This window comes from Devosia sp. RR2S18 (assembly GCF_030177755.1).
GTDB lineage: Bacteria > Pseudomonadota > Alphaproteobacteria > Rhizobiales > Devosiaceae > Devosia > Devosia rhizosphaerae.
Window position 1 is genome coordinate 2,004,933 of record NZ_CP126539.1, and the last position, 13,615, is coordinate 2,018,547.

Here is a 13,615-nt window from a genome sequence, read left to right on the forward strand (position 1 = left end):
TTTATCTCGCCGGGTTTGTCACTTTCCAAGGCGTGGGGCACACCTTTCGTATGTGTATGAGGAGGTTCATTGCATGAACATCATTGCGTTCGACGAAGCTTTGCCGCCGCGCCAGCCCCATTGGGACGCCGAACAGTGGCTCGATGCAGTCCGCCACGCCGCTGCATGGCACATTCAGGAATGTGTTTTCAGTTTAGAAGACGCAAGCTTGTTCGTCGCATACGGCGCGTCGGTCGTCATGGATTGGAAGTCGAGCACTGAATATCAGGACTGGTTGATCGATCAGGTCATTGGGTGGCAGCAGTGATGCTCGGAACGGTGATGCTCGGAACGGTGGCGCTCGCTTCTCATGGGACCGAGCTGGCGGAAGAGGTCAGTACCATCGACATCGACTACCAGGCCTTCGTCGAGCATCGCGCTTCCGAGTGGGGCCGTCTTAAGCTAAGCGCCTGGACCGTTCCTTCGGTGGGATTTGCCGAGGGGGTGAGCACGATCCGCGAGTGCTTGGATCCAGTCCTGCAGCTTGCCAGCATCAAGATCGGATTCGCAGCATGAGCCGCCACGACATCCCGCGCCGCAACGGGCGCATTCTCTTCACCGCCGATACCCATTTCGGCCACCGCAGCGTCCTGACTTTCGCCGGCCAGGAGCGGCCCTTCAGCACGATCGAGGAGCACGACGAAGCCCTGATCGAGTGCTGGAACGCGACTGTGCAGCCGAACGATCAGATCTGGCACCTCGGCGATTTCGCCCACCGCTGCCCCCCCCAGCGCATGCAGCAGATATTCAAGCGGCTCAACGGGCAGAAGTGCATCGTGCTCGGCAATCACGACACCAGGGAAACCATGAAGCTGGGCTGGGACTGGGTCGGCGACTTCGCCATGCTTTCCGTCGACGGCCTGCAGATCGTCATGTCTCACTACGGCATGCGGACATGGCCGGGTCAGCGCTATGGATCGATCATGCTCTACGGCCACTCCCATGGCCGGCTGCCCGGTGCGCGGAACACGCTGGATGTGGGCGTCGATAGCTGGGGATACACACCCGTAATCCTGCCTCAGATCAGGGAGCGGATGGACACCCTGCCGATGGTGAACTTTTCCAGGGGTGAGCCCGTGGATGCGCTCGACGACATTGAGGAGGAGCCGGAAGAAACGCTCGGCTGAGTTCCAGGCGAGGTCAGCTATACTCTCCCATGAGTCTGATACTGGAGGGCACATGGGTGAGGCGAAGGCAAGGAAGGCGGCTGCCGAGCGGGCCCGCCTCCAGCGCAAGCTTCCGGTGAACCTGCACACGCTTCACGGCGGCGAGCTGAGTTACCGCGAGGAGTCGGTGAAGGTCATCGAGGAGGACCCGGAACTGATGGATCATGTGGAGCTGATCGAAACCGTGATGGATTACATCCACTTCTTCGTGGGCCGACCCTCCAAGGATCTGGATCATGAAACGATCCAGTTGCTCACATGCCGCATGTGGAACGACATAGCGGCCAGCCTCGGTCAGGCGCTGCGGGGCTACTACCAGATATCGGCAATGGTGCAGCGCGACATCATGGAAGTCGTGTTCCTGATGAGCATGTTCATCCGTGAACCGGCGCGTATCAAGCAATGGCGGGAGTCAGACCACAAGACCCGGCAAACAGTTTTCGCGCCCCGGAAGGTCAGGGAGTTCCTAGACACCTATGACGGCTTCACCGAAGGCAAGCGGGGCAAGAACTATCGTATGTTCTGTGAGTACGCGGCCCATGCCACCTGGGAGGGTTTCCGCCTGATGGGCCCGGCCAATGGCAAACCTCAGCTGGGGCCTTTTTATGATCCGACCCTGATGAAGGCCGTTATCGTCGAGTTGGCCCAGCTTGCCGCACAGGCCGGTGCGAATGCGGGGCACTGGTACGATACCGGCAACGATCCCGAAGCAATGCTGACACAGCTCCGCCGGATGGAGGTCAGCATGCTTTGGCTGGAGCGGTACTTCGATCGCCCCGCGGACCGCCGAACGATAAACGAACTGAAGAAGGCGATTGCTCTGACTTCAGACCAGGCGGTTTGAGGTCAGTTCGTTGCGCGGAACTTAGTTCTGCATCTCCTTGAGCTTCAGCCGCAGCAGCCGTTCTCGATGAGCCGGTGGATGCTGTCAGTGATTGCGGCTCTTGCCGATCAGGTCGGGCGTGCGACCAATCTCACGTGTGGCCGCAGCCGTCTCCCGTACCAGCTCGGGCGCAATTTCCGACCACATCTCCCGAACATTGCTGAAGCCGCCGACCCATGACGCGGTGTTGGTCTTGGGGTTGTAGTCGACGAAGTTCCGGAAGCCGGCGAGGATCGGGAATGCCGCGCCCTTGGTCAGCCGGTACTTGTTGGGCTTCTGATGGCTGAACCGGAAGTCGAAGGCCTTCTTCCGGGCAGGGGCTTCCTCGACGATGCGCATGCGGCCGGCGCCGGACCCGATGTGCTCGTTGTAGACCTCGCGGAAGTCGTGCCGGATCCGGTCATAAGAGCTCGAGGGCCTCGACCAGCAGCGGCTCCAGTGCGGCATACTTACGCCGCGACGGGGTCGTGTCGTTCTTCTTGAAGTCATCGGCATAGCGCTCAGCGGCACCGACCATTTTCGTTGATCCCTTCAGAACGGAGATCAGATCGCGGACGTCATGCACCACTGACGACCGATTCTGTCTGCGGCAGCCCACTAGATTTTAAGTCGGCTGTCCCCATGCTGTCCCTGTCCCCGCGTGTGGATAACCGGGGCAGGGGAGAAGTACAGGATTTCTGAGAATATTGATGGTGCCGGCAGCAGGGCTTGAACCCGCGACCCCCTGATTACAAATCAGGTGCTCTACCAACTGAGCTATACCGGCGCGCTGCTGCCATTAGCATTGTGATGGGACGGGGGCAACGGGTTGGGGCTCCGGTTTGCGCTTCTAGGAGATGAATTTTTTTTGCGCGCCGTGCTGCCCTCGCGCATCAATCTCCGCGCGCGCAGTCTGTGTGAGCACTAGCTTGGCAGGTATGGCCGAGGTGTCGGATGAATATGCCTGAACCCCCTGTGGTGCAGGTGTTTGCGGCTTGTCAGCGCAGCGGTTTGAGCCGTACGAAAGCGGCACACGGACGCCATCTGTGCCGCCTGAAGGAGACACGAGTGACCACTCGCCTCACCCATCTGGAAACCCTCGAGGCCGAGAGCATCGAGATCCTGCGCGAGGTTGCCGCCAGTTTCGAGCGGCCGGTGATGATGTATTCGATCGGCAAGGATTCCAGCGTCCTGCTGCATCTGGCGCGCAAGGCGTTCTACCCCAGCAAGATCCCGTTCCCGCTTCTGCATGTCGACACCACCTTCAAGTTCCGCGAGATGATCGCCTTTCGCGAGCGTACAGCGGAGGACTATGGCTTCGATCTCATCCGCCATACTAATCAGGATGGCGTGCGCGATGGGATCAATCCGTTCGACCATGGCTCCTCCCGCTATACCGACATCATGAAGACCGCGGCCCTTAGGCAGGCGCTGAACGCCGGCAAGTATGATGCCGCCATCGGTGGTGCGCGGCGCGACGAGGAAAAGTCCCGGGCCAAGGAGCGGGTCTTCTCCCATCGCAATGCGTCGCACGCCTGGGATCCCAAGAACCAGCGGCCCGAGCTCTGGCGCGTGTTCAACACCCGCCTCAATCCGGGCGAGAGCATGCGCGTCTTCCCAATCAGCAACTGGACCGAGCTTGACGTCTGGACCTACATCTATTCGGAAAACATCCCCATCGTCCCGCTTTACTTCGCCAAGCCACGCCCGGTGGTGGAGCGCTCGGGCACGCTGATCATGGTGGATGATGAGCGCCTGCCACTCCGGTCGGGCGAGACGCCGCGCATGGAAACCGTGCGGTTCCGCACCCTCGGCTGCTACCCGCTGACCGGTGCCATCCGCTCGACGGCTTCTGACCTGCCCTCGATCATCATGGAAATGCAGGCCAGCCGCACCTCGGAACGCGAGGGCCGCCTGATCGACAGCGACTCCGCTGGCTCGATGGAAAAGAAGAAGCAGGAAGGGTATTTCTGATGAGCCTTTCCCTGGCTACACCCAACACCGATCTCGATCTCTGGTTGGCCCAGCAGACCGAAAAGTCGCTGCTGCGATTCCTCACCTGCGGCAGCGTCGATGATGGCAAGTCCACCCTGATCGGGCGCCTGCTTTATGACAGCCAACTGGTGCTGGATGATCAACTGGCGAGCCTGCGCAATGAATCCCGCAACCGCATGGTGGGCGAAGAAGGCATCGACTTCTCGCTCCTGGTCGATGGGCTCACCGCCGAGCGCGAACAGGGCATCACCATCGATGTGGCCTATCGGTTCTTCTCGACCGACAAGCGCAAGTTCATCGTCGCCGATACGCCCGGCCACGAGCAATATACGCGCAATATGGCGACCGGCGCCTCCAATGCCGATTTGGCGCTGGTGCTGATCGATGCGCGCAAGGGCGTGCTGACGCAGACGCGACGCCACAGCTTCATTCTGTCGTTGATCGGGGTGAAGCACGTGGTCTTGGTGGTCAACAAGATCGACCTCGTCGACTACGACCAGGCGGGGTTCGACCGCATCGTGACCGAGTACCGTGCCTTTGCCGAGCCACTCGGCTTCAAGACCCTCCATGCAGTGCCGGTCTCGGCGCTGCGGGGTGACAACATTCTGGCCAAGAGCGCCAAGATGCCGTGGTTCAGCGACACCCCGCTGGTGCCTTATCTCGAAGCCATCGAGGTCACCGAGGACCAGGCAGAGCGGCCCTTCCGCTTCCCCGTGCAATGGGTGAACCGCCCCAATCTCGATTTCCGCGGCTTCTCCGGCACGGTAGCTTCGGGCAGTATCGCCACCGGGGATGAGGTGTTAATTGCCTCCTCGCGCAAGCCGGCCGTGATCAGCCGCATTGTCACCATGGATGGTGATATCGAGCGCGCCGGTGACGGACAGGCGGTGACGTTGGTTCTGGACCGTGAGGTCGATATTTCGCGTGGTGATCTACTGTCCCGGCCAGGCGAGACCCCAGAATATTCCAACCAGTTCCAGGCGCGTGTGATCTGGATGCACGAACAGCCGGCTTTCCCCGGGCGCTCCTACCTCCTCAAGCTCGGCTCGCAGCTGGTGCCGGCCACCATCACCGATCTCAAATTCCGCACCAATGTAAACACGTTGGAGCAGACGGCGGCCACCAAGGTTGACCTCAACGAAGTGGCGACGGTCACCATCGCCACTGACAAGCCGATAGCCTTTGATCCCTATGCAAAGAATGGGCTCACTGGCGGGTTCATCCTGATCGATCGGCTGTCCAACGCGACGCTTGGTGCAGGCACGATCGAGTTCGGCCTGCGGCGGGCGCAGAACCTGACCTATCAGGAGTTCGACGTGAACCGGGACGTTCGCGCCCGGCTCAAGGGGCAGAAGCCGCAGATCATCTGGTTCACCGGGCTTTCTGGCTCTGGCAAGTCCTCCATCGCCAACCTCCTCGAGAAGCGCCTCACCGCCGAGGGCAAGCACTGCTATATTCTCGACGGGGATAACGTCCGGCACGGCCTCAACAAGGATTTGGGCTTCACCGAAGCCGCCCGCATCGAGAACATTCGCCGGGTCGCCGAAGTGGCACGGCTCATGGCCGATGCTGGGCTGATCGTGCTGGTCTCCTTTATCTCGCCCTTCGAGAAGGAGCGGCGTCTTGCCCGCGAGATTGCCGGCGATATCGACTTCATGGAAGTCTATGTCGATACGCCGCTCGAGGTCTGCGAAGCGCGTGATCCCAAGGGGCTCTACAAGCGCGCTCGTGCCGGCGAGATCACGAACTTCACGGGCATCGACTCGCCGTTCGAGCCACCATCTGCGCCTGATATGGTACTGCATGGGGCGGCGGAGGAGCTGGTGTCGCTTGCCGATAGGCTCCATGGATGGTTGAAGCTCTAGGCGCCGGATGGGCGCTGTTGACTTGGAACCTTCATGCTAAAACCGCAGATCTACGTGGATGCTGATGCTTGTCCGGTGAAAGCCGAAGCCATTCGGGTGGCCGAGCGGCTGGGCCTCGTGATCGTTTTCGTCAGCAATGGCGGTATTCGCCCGTCACGAGACCCCATGATCAAAGTCGTGGTTGTACCTGCCGGCGCCGACGCGGCAGACGACTGGATCGTTGAGGCAGCCCGGGAGAACGACCTTGTCCTAACCGCAGATATTCCCCTGGCGAGCCGGGCACTCCAGAAGGGATGTCATGTGCTGGGTTTTACCGGCAAGCCGTTTACCGAAGCATCCATTGGAATGGCACTCGCTATGCGAGACCTAAAGCAGCATCTGCGCGAAACCGGTGAGATCCAGGGCTACAATCGTGGCTTCACCGCTGCTGATCGATCCGCGTTTCTAAGTGCGCTGGATACCCTATGTCGGCGTGCCGTTGCACTCTCTGGTAAGTAATGCTTAAGTTCTCGTGAGCGGTTCTTTAACCATAATCAGAAAAACTCTGCCAAGTTCTCAAGGGGGCAGAGTTCTTCGGTGTTGGTTTCCCGTTTTGTAGTCGCATGTGCGTTTGTGGGCTTGGCTCTTGCCGGATGTGCAAAGCCGCCTTCACCGATAGAAGTTGCTGACGCTTCAGTCCTGACCAACAGCATCGGCCCGGTGCGCAGCTATCTCCCGGTACAGCCCATGCCAAAGCGAATCTTTGCCACTCGTCAGCTTGGGGGGCGCACACTCGCGGTGGCCTCTACCAGCGAAATCGTCCTGCAGCCTGGCGAGGTGGTGCTCACGTTCGATGATGGTCCGCGCCCCGGGCGTACCGACGCCATCCTGTCCACTCTCGACACCTTCAACGTGAAGGCTACTTTCTTGATGCTGGGGTCGGCGGCGCAGGCCCATCCGCGCCTTGCACAGCGTGTCGCCCTTAGTGGCCATACCGTGGGCAGCCATACCTTCGATCACGTCGATCTGAGCACCCTTGGTCGACAGGAAGCGATCAACGAGATCGCCCGCGGCGAAAGGGCAGTGGCGGCCGCTCTGGCGCCGTCCGGACAGACGCTGTCGCCGTTCTTCCGCTTTCCATATTTATCGCAAACCGGGTTCCTGCGAACCAGCATGCTGCAGGGCAACATCGTGGTGCTCGATGTCGATATCGACAGCAAGGATTACTACAAAGATACGCCGGAGGTGGTCGCAGCTCGGGCACTGGACCGGCTGGAGGCGCGGGGCAGCGGGGTGATCCTCTTCCATGACATCCACGAGCGTACTGTGGACTTGCTGCCCAGGTTCCTCGAGGCGCTGACGGAACGAGGTTATTCCGTTGTTCGGCTTGTGCCAAAGAATGGCGGCATTTTTGCCCGGGATCTCGTCACCGCAGAAGCTCCGGCCGCTGCAGCGGTTCAGTCCTCGTCGCCTTCCTCGACATCGGTCAGGTAGACCGAAACTTCGATATCGATCCCCTGTGCCGCGATGGCTGCGACCATGTGAGCGGGGAGGCGGGCGGACATGGCTTCGCCTTCCTCGGGGTAATCAAAGGCGATGTCGAGCACGGCCCTGCCAATGCGACGATCCTCAAGCATGGCCGCTATCGCAGGGCCAGACTGTTCAGCGAAATCGAGCACTGACCGCACCGGGTTGCGCTCGGGCAGATCTATCTGAGCATAGTGGCTGTCGGCATCTTCTTGTTCCCAGCGGCTGGCCAGTTGCTTGATGGCGACTTCCAAATCGCTCTGGCTGATAGTGACGCCGGAGAGGCGGAGGGCCATGGCAAAGGGCTCGAACTGGCTCATGGGGCATTTCCGGAGGTGGCGGCGAACAGGGCGATTGCCGCGGCGTTGGAGACGTTGAGCGATTTGATTGGCCCGGGCATATCGAGCTTGACCATCTCATCGCACAGCTCGCGGGTGCGTTGGCGGAGGCCCTTGCCCTCGGCGCCCATGACGATGGCGAGTGGCTGACCAGAGCTGCGCGGCCGCAGCGGCGCTTCAGCTTCTGAATCAAAGCCGAGCACCAACATGCCGCGTCCTTTGAGTTTTTCCAGCGCGTCGGCGAGATTGCGGACTTCGATCATTGGCACGAGATCGAGGGCGCCGGAGGCCGATTTGGCCATGACGCCGGTCTCGCGCGGGGAGTGGCGGGCCGTGGTAATCACCGCGTCGGCGCCAAAGGCGCAGGCCGTGCGGAGGATGGCGCCGACATTGTGAGGGTCGGTAATTTGGTCAAGAACGACAACGAGGCGGAGGGGCGAGATGTCGTCGAGCCCGAAGCGGCTCACCGGGTCGACCTCAAGCGCCACGCCCTGGTGGACGGCATCGGCGCCAAGCAGCCGCTCGAGTTCCTTGGGCGTCGTTTCCTGGTGTCGGACGTTGCCGAGGTCGCCTGTTTCTTTAAGACGCAGCAAGGCGTTAGGCGTTGCCAGAAGGTTCTTCTTGACCCGGTGCGGATTGTCCAAGGCAGCCCGTACGGTGTGCAGGCCATATAGAAAGACCGGACCGTCGTCGGGATTGTAGCGCGGCTTGGGCGGAAATTTGTTGATGCTCATGGCTGAGGGGTAGCGTCTTTGTGGGAGACCAGCAAGCGTCTGCCAACATTCCAACCGCTATCGCACCCGGGCCGAATTGGTTAGCGCATTGCTAGCGTTGAGCGGGTCTCGCGTGAATGGACTTGCGATGGCGCAGCCACCTCACCTAGGGAGGGCGCCAAGAGAAAATGAAAGGCTCCCCGAGTTGACCAAACTGATCCTTGATACCGATGGCGGCGTGGACGACGCCCAGGCGCTGCTGATGCTCATTGCCGGGGGCAAGACACCCGATGCCATCACCACCGTCTTCGGCAATGTGGGGCTGGACGCGGCTACCCGCAACATCCTCTCCACCCTGGCTGTCGCCGGGGCCGAGGTGCCGGTGCACAAGGGCATGGACCGCCCGCTGACGCAGAAGATCATCGACGCCAAGTACATCCACGGCGAGGATGGGCTGGGTGGCGCGCCGCGCCCGCTGCACACCGCGAGCCCCGCAAGCGAGGACGCCATTGGTTTCCTGCGCGAGAGCTTCCGCACGGCGGGCGACAAGGGCGAGAAGATCGACATCCTGATGATTGGGCCGCTCACCAATCTGGCAATGGCCCTGCGGCTCGAGCCGTCGATCATCAACGGCATCGGGCAGCTAACGATCATGGGCGGCACAGTCTATGGCCGGGGGAACACGACACCTGCAGCTGAATTCAACATCTATGCCGACCCGGAGGCCGCAGCTGTGGTCTTTGCGGCCGATATCGAGATCGTGGTGGTGCCGTGGGAGCCCTGCATGTCCCACAACATGACGGGCCCAGCGGCTGCGGCCTTATTCGACACTCTGCCTGAAGGACCAGAAAAGGCCTTCTCCAAGGCGCTGCTGCAGCATGCGCGGCAGACCACCGAGAGCTATGGCGGCGGCGACACCTTCCGCTTTGTCGATCCGCTCGCGGCAGCCGTGGTGGTGGATCCGTCCATTGTCAGCAAGACGATGCGGGCCTCGGTTGATGTGTCGCTTGCGCCCGGTATGACGCGTGGGATGACCGTAGTCGATCCGTCAGGACGGCTGGGTACGCCCATGGTGACATTGGTTGAAGAAGCCAAGGTGGAGCGGGTCGTCCAGATCTATGCGGCTTCAGTGGCCTACACCGGCACCAGACAATAGGAGACCCGGATCAGGCGGGCTGGGTTCGGCTCGCCTGGTCCATCAGGCGCCCGCGCCTCCAGCTGCAGGCTCTAGCCCATTTGGCACGAGCTGCGAAGCTGCCCCTATGTGATGGATCACTTCGCCCCCCTCGACGTTGCCAAGGCAATCGAGAGGTGAACGATGATGGTTTCTGTAGTTCGAGGCGCGGTGCTGGTGGTGGCTCTCGCCATGCCGAGTTCGGTGCTATCCCAGACGGCCATAGAGTGGTCCCGCTATACCGATCCTGAGGTCGGATTTTCGGTAGACTTGCCGCTGGGCTTGTTTGAGCCACTCAACACCGAGGTTCCAGGTGGGCTGACCCTCGCAGAATTGGGCGGTAGTGGCCAACTCAGTATCTATAGTGGTCCGGCGACAGGCCTCACGCTGGACGAGTTCGCGGCGCGACTGTCTGCGGGCGAGCAGGTGCGTAGCATCACCTATCAGGTCGGTGGCAATAGCTGGTTCGTGCTCTCGGGATTCTATGGGGCGGAAGGGCAGGGCGTTGAGCCCCTCATTTTCTACTCCAAGGTCTTGATGTCGCCCGATCATGAGACCTTCGCCGCATTCGAAATCAGCTATGATGAGGATGACAAGGCGCGGTTCGACCCGATCGTCGACCGGATCGAGGCCAGCTTCCAGCGGCCGCGCTAAGGCGGTCCGTCGTCTTCGCTGATCGCGGCCTGCAGTTCGGCTATGCGGGCCCATACAGCGGTGGCACGCGCCTCCGCATCTCGAAACCGCGCGAGCATATCGTCCACTGGTGCGTCCCAGTTTGCCGCGAGGCGCAAGGCCGAGGCCGCGCGCGACGAGATCAGCTGTAGTTCTGAGTAGAGGTCGTAAAGCTCTGCTGCGATTGCGGGGTCGATCCGCTCAACCATGATGTTTCGATGCGCCCGATTGGAGTGTACTCGGAGGCCGGGCACATTGCGGCACCGCGGCTACTACTTGTTCTTCAGATCGTCGATGCGATCCTCTTGGTTCTCATATTCCTTGTGCGGCAGTTCCGTTTCCTCCGTGTCGGTAAGAGCGTAGCGCGGATCGCTGTTGTCATTGACGACCTGGTCTTTGCGCGGAATGCGCTGCTGCTGGTCAGGGCGGTTCGCGTCCTGGTTCTCCTGGGTTGCACGTCGCGTGTCTTCGGGCGTGGGTGCATCGGTGCTGGGTTTGGCAGGGTTGTTGTTGTCTGGGTTGGCCAAAGTGCCTCCTTCTCGCTAGTGAGTCTGCGAATGGCGCGAGCGCCGTTTCGTTCCCATTGTGTTGAGCGCTTCTTGGAATGTGGCTGCACATCAGCGGCCTGTACTTTACCCAGCAAGCTGATGGAGGAGGGCCGCTTCTCTTGTTGGAAGGGCTCCGCAAGTTGAACGGGCGGAGATATCTTCTGTTGAGCTTCTCGCCAACAGCACAACCCCGCGTATTACGCTTCGATTAACATGATCGTTATCATCTATTAAGAAATATTATTATTGATTCCGCTGCGGAACTACACCGCGCCGAGAAGGTTCTCTTCCGATCGCTGAGTCGGCTCCTGCAGACGAGCGGCTTTCAGCGGCAGCAATTCGGAGGATTAGATGAAAAAGTCCAACACACTGGCCTTGGCGGCTGCAGCACTTATGCTCTCGACGGCGGCAATTGCGCCCGTAGGTCCCCTGGCCGTTAGCCAAGCTCAGGCACAGTCGGTGAGCATCAGCTTCAATACGTTCTTCGATGAACTGGAGCCGCACGGGGTCTGGGTTCGCCACCCGCAGTACCGCTATGTATTCTGCCCTACCGGCGTTGACACCCGTTGGCAGCCATACACCAATGGCCGCTGGCTCTACCTGGCCGACTATGGCTGGTACTGGGATTCCGATGAACCCTTTGGCTGGGCTACCTATCATTATGGCCGCTGGCTCGACGATGATCGCCTTGGCTGGTGCTGGGTCCCCGGAACCGAGTGGGCTCCTGCTTGGGTGAGCTGGCGCCGCGGTGGTGACATCGTCGGCTGGGCTCCATTGCCGCCCGAAGAAGAGGGGTTCTCGATATCCCTCAACATATCGAGTGGTGACCTGCCGCAAAGCCGCTGGGTCTACGTGCCGGTACGTGAGTTCGTGCAGCCGAACCTCTCGGTCAGCATCATGTTCGGCTCGCAGCAGGCCGACTACTACGAACAAACGGAGTTCCTGGGGCCGGTCCGGGTCGAGGGTGACGTGGTGGTCAACAATGTGCTCGAGGTGAACTACATCGAGCAGCAGATCAACCAGGAGATCACCGTCTATAACGTGTCGGAGACCCAGGACTTCAGTGCGGCAAGCGTGCAGGAGGAAGAGGGCACTGTCCAATTGTTCCGTGCCGAGCTGGCGCCCCCCGATGAAGCAGCGGCTCCAGCCGAGGCTGTCGAGGAAGAGCAGGCTGTGGAAGTGATTACCGAGGAGGGTGGCACTGCCGGTCAGACGGCGGGCGATGAAGCCACTCCCGCCGGCGAAGATGCGATGGCTACGGACGATGCCGCAGCCGATGAACCCGCTGCAGATGCTGAAGCTGCCGCCGAAGCTGATGCTGCTGCGGATGGTGGCGAAACCGTCGATGGCGAAGGCACCGCCGAGGGTGACGTGACAGCAGAGACTGATGACGCCGCCGAAGGCGAGGACGCTGCTGCTGCTACGACCACCGAAGAAGAAGTTGCTACGGAGGCCGATGGCGCCGAAGCTGCCACCACAGAGGAAGGTGAAGCTGCCACCGAAGACGCTGCCACCCAGGAGACAACCTGTGCAGAGGGCGAAGTCCTCGAAGGTGACCAGTGCGTTCCTGCAACGGACGAGGCCGGAGCGACAGACGCCGAGGGCACAACCGAGGTGGAGGCAGAAGCAGACGCTGAGGTGACCACCGAGACCGCCCCCGCCGATGATGCCTCTTCTGCCGATGCCGCTGTAGAGGCGGAAGCGACCGATGCGGCCAGCGAGGGTGAAGCTGCCGATCCGGCAACCGAAGCTGCCCCGGCAGCGGCTCCCGAAGAAGCAGCTGCCCCTGCCGAGGAACCTGCTCCTGCCGCCACCGAGGAAGTCGTCCCCGAGGCGCCAGCAGAAGAAGTTCCTGTCGAGGCTGCCCCGGCCGAAGAAGCCGCGCCGGCCGCAGAAGCCGCGCCCGCTGCAGAGCCGACCGAGGAAGCCGCGCCGGAGGCTGCGCCTGCCGCACCGGTAGAGTGCCCCGAAGGTCAGGTTCTTTCGCCTGAGGGTGTCTGCGTCCCCGCCTAAGTGGGCGCAACCACACTAGTCCAGATCCTGCGCCGGAGGGACTTAGGTCTCTCCGGCGTTTCTTTGCGCCAGTGAGGTGCCTATGATGTCGTGCATGCGAGGGGGCACTCAGGGAATGCACGGCACTGTAGTGAGGGGAGGATGCCGGCGTTCCAAAGGTCTGCGCTGATTCGCGCTAGGTGCTGGTGGAGGGGACTGGATTCGAACCAGTGTAGCCTAAGGCGTCAGATTTACAGTCTGATGGATTTAACCACTCTCCCACCCCTCCACTGAACAACATCATCGGGCAGGAAACGAAACGGCTGAGCGCGTCGTCGGGGCGGTTTATGGTGGTCTCGTGACAGTGTGTCAACACCCCATCCACGCCCGCTCGCAAGAAATCGGTGGTTGCACGCGCAGGGGCTTGTCAGCCCGGGCGCTCTCAGGCTATTTGCCAAATGCCGGCTTCGGCCGCGGGTATAGCTCAATGGTAGAGCAGCAGCCTTCCAAGCTGAATATGCGGGTTCGATTCCCGCTACCCGCTCCATCCTCGCGAGAGACCTCGCGGGCGAGGTGTTGAGCAACAAGATCTCAGCTTCGATCCGATTGGCGGGCCTGGTGCTTTAGCTTCCCGAACGAACAGATTTACCGACCCAACGAATTTCGCCCTGACTGGCATCTTTGTCTCTGCGCAGGACGAGAGTTGGTGGAAACGGGAACCTGCCCTGGAGTCACACGCCGCTGC

The 13,615-nt window shown here is 61.1% G+C and carries 16 protein-coding genes and 3 tRNA genes; 12 read left to right on the forward strand and 7 right to left on the reverse strand.

Features of this window, described 5'->3' with window-relative positions; genetic code table 11:
* Positions 1-73 precede the first annotated feature (73 nt).
* The 4 genes from QOV41_RS10025 to QOV41_RS10040 are packed head-to-tail and all read left to right on the forward strand — an operon-like array spanning position 74 to position 2,049.
* The gene (locus QOV41_RS10025) at positions 74-307 is read left to right on the forward strand and encodes a hypothetical protein (protein ID WP_284576336.1); all 234 of its coding nucleotides are present in this window, start codon (positions 74-76) and stop codon (positions 305-307) included.
* Entirely contained in the window at positions 304-555 is a 252-nt protein-coding gene (locus QOV41_RS10030) for a hypothetical protein (protein WP_284576337.1), read from the forward strand. The genes QOV41_RS10025 and QOV41_RS10030 overlap by 4 nt, the downstream gene beginning before the upstream one ends.
* Entirely contained in the window at positions 552-1,166 is a 615-nt protein-coding gene (locus QOV41_RS10035) for a metallophosphoesterase (RefSeq protein WP_284576338.1), read from the forward strand. The genes QOV41_RS10030 and QOV41_RS10035 overlap by 4 nt, the downstream gene beginning before the upstream one ends.
* A gap of 52 nt (positions 1,167-1,218) precedes the next feature.
* Complete coding sequence (locus QOV41_RS10040) at positions 1,219-2,049, forward strand: hypothetical protein (protein ID WP_284576339.1); 831 nt, start codon at positions 1,219-1,221, stop codon at positions 2,047-2,049.
* Positions 2,050-2,133: 84 nt separating this feature from the next.
* Here QOV41_RS10040 and QOV41_RS10045 read toward each other — a convergent pair whose 3' ends face one another.
* Together QOV41_RS10045 and QOV41_RS10050 are read right to left on the reverse strand one after the other, a co-directional pair.
* Positions 2,134-2,535 (reverse strand): hypothetical protein, encoded by a 402-nt coding sequence (locus QOV41_RS10045; protein ID WP_284576340.1) that lies wholly within the window; start codon positions 2,533-2,535, stop codon positions 2,134-2,136.
* Positions 2,536-2,778: 243 nt separating this feature from the next.
* Positions 2,779-2,854, reverse strand: a tRNA-Thr gene (locus tag QOV41_RS10050).
* A 281-nt stretch (positions 2,855-3,135) separates the two neighbouring features.
* On the opposite strand from QOV41_RS10050, the gene cysD reads away from it, so the two are divergent.
* From cysD to QOV41_RS10070, 4 genes are all read left to right on the forward strand, one after another.
* A complete protein-coding gene (cysD, locus tag QOV41_RS10055; RefSeq protein ID WP_284576341.1) occupies positions 3,136-4,041 on the forward strand; it encodes a sulfate adenylyltransferase subunit CysD in 906 nt (301 codons plus the stop codon).
* Positions 4,041-5,927 (forward strand): sulfate adenylyltransferase subunit CysN, encoded by a 1,887-nt coding sequence (cysN, locus tag QOV41_RS10060; RefSeq protein ID WP_284576342.1) that lies wholly within the window; start codon positions 4,041-4,043, stop codon positions 5,925-5,927. Before cysD ends, cysN begins: the two co-directional genes overlap by 1 nt.
* Positions 5,928-5,960: 33 nt before the next feature.
* Complete coding sequence (locus QOV41_RS10065; protein WP_284576343.1) at positions 5,961-6,425, forward strand: YaiI/YqxD family protein; 465 nt, start codon at positions 5,961-5,963, stop codon at positions 6,423-6,425.
* A 228-nt stretch (positions 6,426-6,653) separates the two neighbouring features.
* The gene (locus tag QOV41_RS10070; protein WP_284576344.1) at positions 6,654-7,400 is read left to right on the forward strand and encodes a polysaccharide deacetylase family protein; all 747 of its coding nucleotides are present in this window, start codon (positions 6,654-6,656) and stop codon (positions 7,398-7,400) included.
* Here QOV41_RS10070 and QOV41_RS10075 read toward each other — a convergent pair.
* Together QOV41_RS10075 and rlmB are read right to left on the reverse strand one after the other, a co-directional pair.
* Entirely contained in the window at positions 7,364-7,753 is a 390-nt protein-coding gene (locus QOV41_RS10075) for a hypothetical protein (protein ID WP_284576345.1), read from the reverse strand. The two genes, QOV41_RS10070 and QOV41_RS10075, sit on opposite strands and share 37 nt — an antisense overlap.
* On the reverse strand, positions 7,750-8,505 hold the full coding sequence (gene rlmB / locus QOV41_RS10080; protein WP_284576346.1) for a 23S rRNA (guanosine(2251)-2'-O)-methyltransferase RlmB: 756 nt from the start codon (positions 8,503-8,505) through the stop codon (positions 7,750-7,752). The genes QOV41_RS10075 and rlmB overlap by 4 nt, the downstream gene beginning before the upstream one ends.
* A 184-nt stretch (positions 8,506-8,689) precedes the next feature.
* On the opposite strand from rlmB, the gene QOV41_RS10085 reads away from it, so the two are divergent.
* A complete protein-coding gene (locus QOV41_RS10085; RefSeq protein ID WP_284576347.1) occupies positions 8,690-9,640 on the forward strand; it encodes a nucleoside hydrolase in 951 nt (316 codons plus the stop codon).
* A 162-nt stretch (positions 9,641-9,802) separates the two neighbouring features.
* Positions 9,803-10,312: a hypothetical protein gene (locus QOV41_RS10090; protein ID WP_284576348.1), complete on the forward strand. Its 510-nt coding sequence runs from the start codon at positions 9,803-9,805 to the stop codon at positions 10,310-10,312.
* On the opposite strand, the gene QOV41_RS10095 is transcribed toward QOV41_RS10090, so the two are convergent.
* Positions 10,309-10,539: a hypothetical protein gene (locus tag QOV41_RS10095; RefSeq protein WP_284576349.1), complete on the reverse strand. Its 231-nt coding sequence runs from the start codon at positions 10,537-10,539 to the stop codon at positions 10,309-10,311. The genes QOV41_RS10090 and QOV41_RS10095 overlap by 4 nt on opposite strands.
* Before the next feature lie 63 nt (positions 10,540-10,602).
* Complete coding sequence (locus tag QOV41_RS10100; RefSeq protein ID WP_284576350.1) at positions 10,603-10,857, reverse strand: hypothetical protein; 255 nt, start codon at positions 10,855-10,857, stop codon at positions 10,603-10,605.
* Between the two features lie 372 nt (positions 10,858-11,229).
* On the opposite strand from QOV41_RS10100, the gene QOV41_RS10105 reads away from it, so the two are divergent.
* The gene (locus QOV41_RS10105; protein WP_284576351.1) at positions 11,230-12,891 is read left to right on the forward strand and encodes a DUF6600 domain-containing protein; all 1,662 of its coding nucleotides are present in this window, start codon (positions 11,230-11,232) and stop codon (positions 12,889-12,891) included.
* A 183-nt stretch (positions 12,892-13,074) separates the two neighbouring features.
* Here QOV41_RS10105 and QOV41_RS10110 read toward each other — a convergent pair.
* Positions 13,075-13,159, reverse strand: a tRNA-Tyr gene (locus QOV41_RS10110).
* 184 nt (positions 13,160-13,343) lie between these two features.
* Here QOV41_RS10110 and QOV41_RS10115 point away from each other — a divergent pair.
* Positions 13,344-13,417 (forward strand) — tRNA-Gly (locus tag QOV41_RS10115).
* Positions 13,418-13,615: the final 198 nt, after the last annotated feature.

What these genes read in the sequence shown, in the direction of transcription:
- QOV41_RS10025 (WP_284576336.1), top strand. Translation starts at nt 74, where the DNA reads ATGAACATCATTGCGTTCGACGAAGCTTTGCCGCCGCGCCAGCCCCAT.
- QOV41_RS10035 (WP_284576338.1), top strand. Translation starts at nt 552, where the DNA reads ATGAGCCGCCACGACATCCCGCGCCGCAACGGGCGCATTCTCTTCACC.
- QOV41_RS10040 (WP_284576339.1), top strand. Translation starts at nt 1,219, where the DNA reads ATGGGTGAGGCGAAGGCAAGGAAGGCGGCTGCCGAGCGGGCCCGCCTC.
- QOV41_RS10045 (WP_284576340.1), bottom strand. Translation starts at nt 2,535, where the DNA reads ATGCCGCACTGGAGCCGCTGCTGGTCGAGGCCCTCGAGCTCTTATGAC.
- cysN (WP_284576342.1), top strand. Translation starts at nt 4,041, where the DNA reads ATGAGCCTTTCCCTGGCTACACCCAACACCGATCTCGATCTCTGGTTG.
- QOV41_RS10065 (WP_284576343.1), top strand. Translation starts at nt 5,961, where the DNA reads ATGCTAAAACCGCAGATCTACGTGGATGCTGATGCTTGTCCGGTGAAA.
- QOV41_RS10070 (WP_284576344.1), top strand. Translation starts at nt 6,654, where the DNA reads ATGCCAAAGCGAATCTTTGCCACTCGTCAGCTTGGGGGGCGCACACTC.
- QOV41_RS10075 (WP_284576345.1), bottom strand. Translation starts at nt 7,753, where the DNA reads ATGAGCCAGTTCGAGCCCTTTGCCATGGCCCTCCGCCTCTCCGGCGTC.
- rlmB (WP_284576346.1), bottom strand. Translation starts at nt 8,505, where the DNA reads ATGAGCATCAACAAATTTCCGCCCAAGCCGCGCTACAATCCCGACGAC.
- QOV41_RS10090 (WP_284576348.1), top strand. Translation starts at nt 9,803, where the DNA reads ATGATGGTTTCTGTAGTTCGAGGCGCGGTGCTGGTGGTGGCTCTCGCC.
- QOV41_RS10095 (WP_284576349.1), bottom strand. Translation starts at nt 10,539, where the DNA reads ATGGTTGAGCGGATCGACCCCGCAATCGCAGCAGAGCTTTACGACCTC.
- QOV41_RS10105 (WP_284576351.1), top strand. Translation starts at nt 11,230, where the DNA reads ATGAAAAAGTCCAACACACTGGCCTTGGCGGCTGCAGCACTTATGCTC.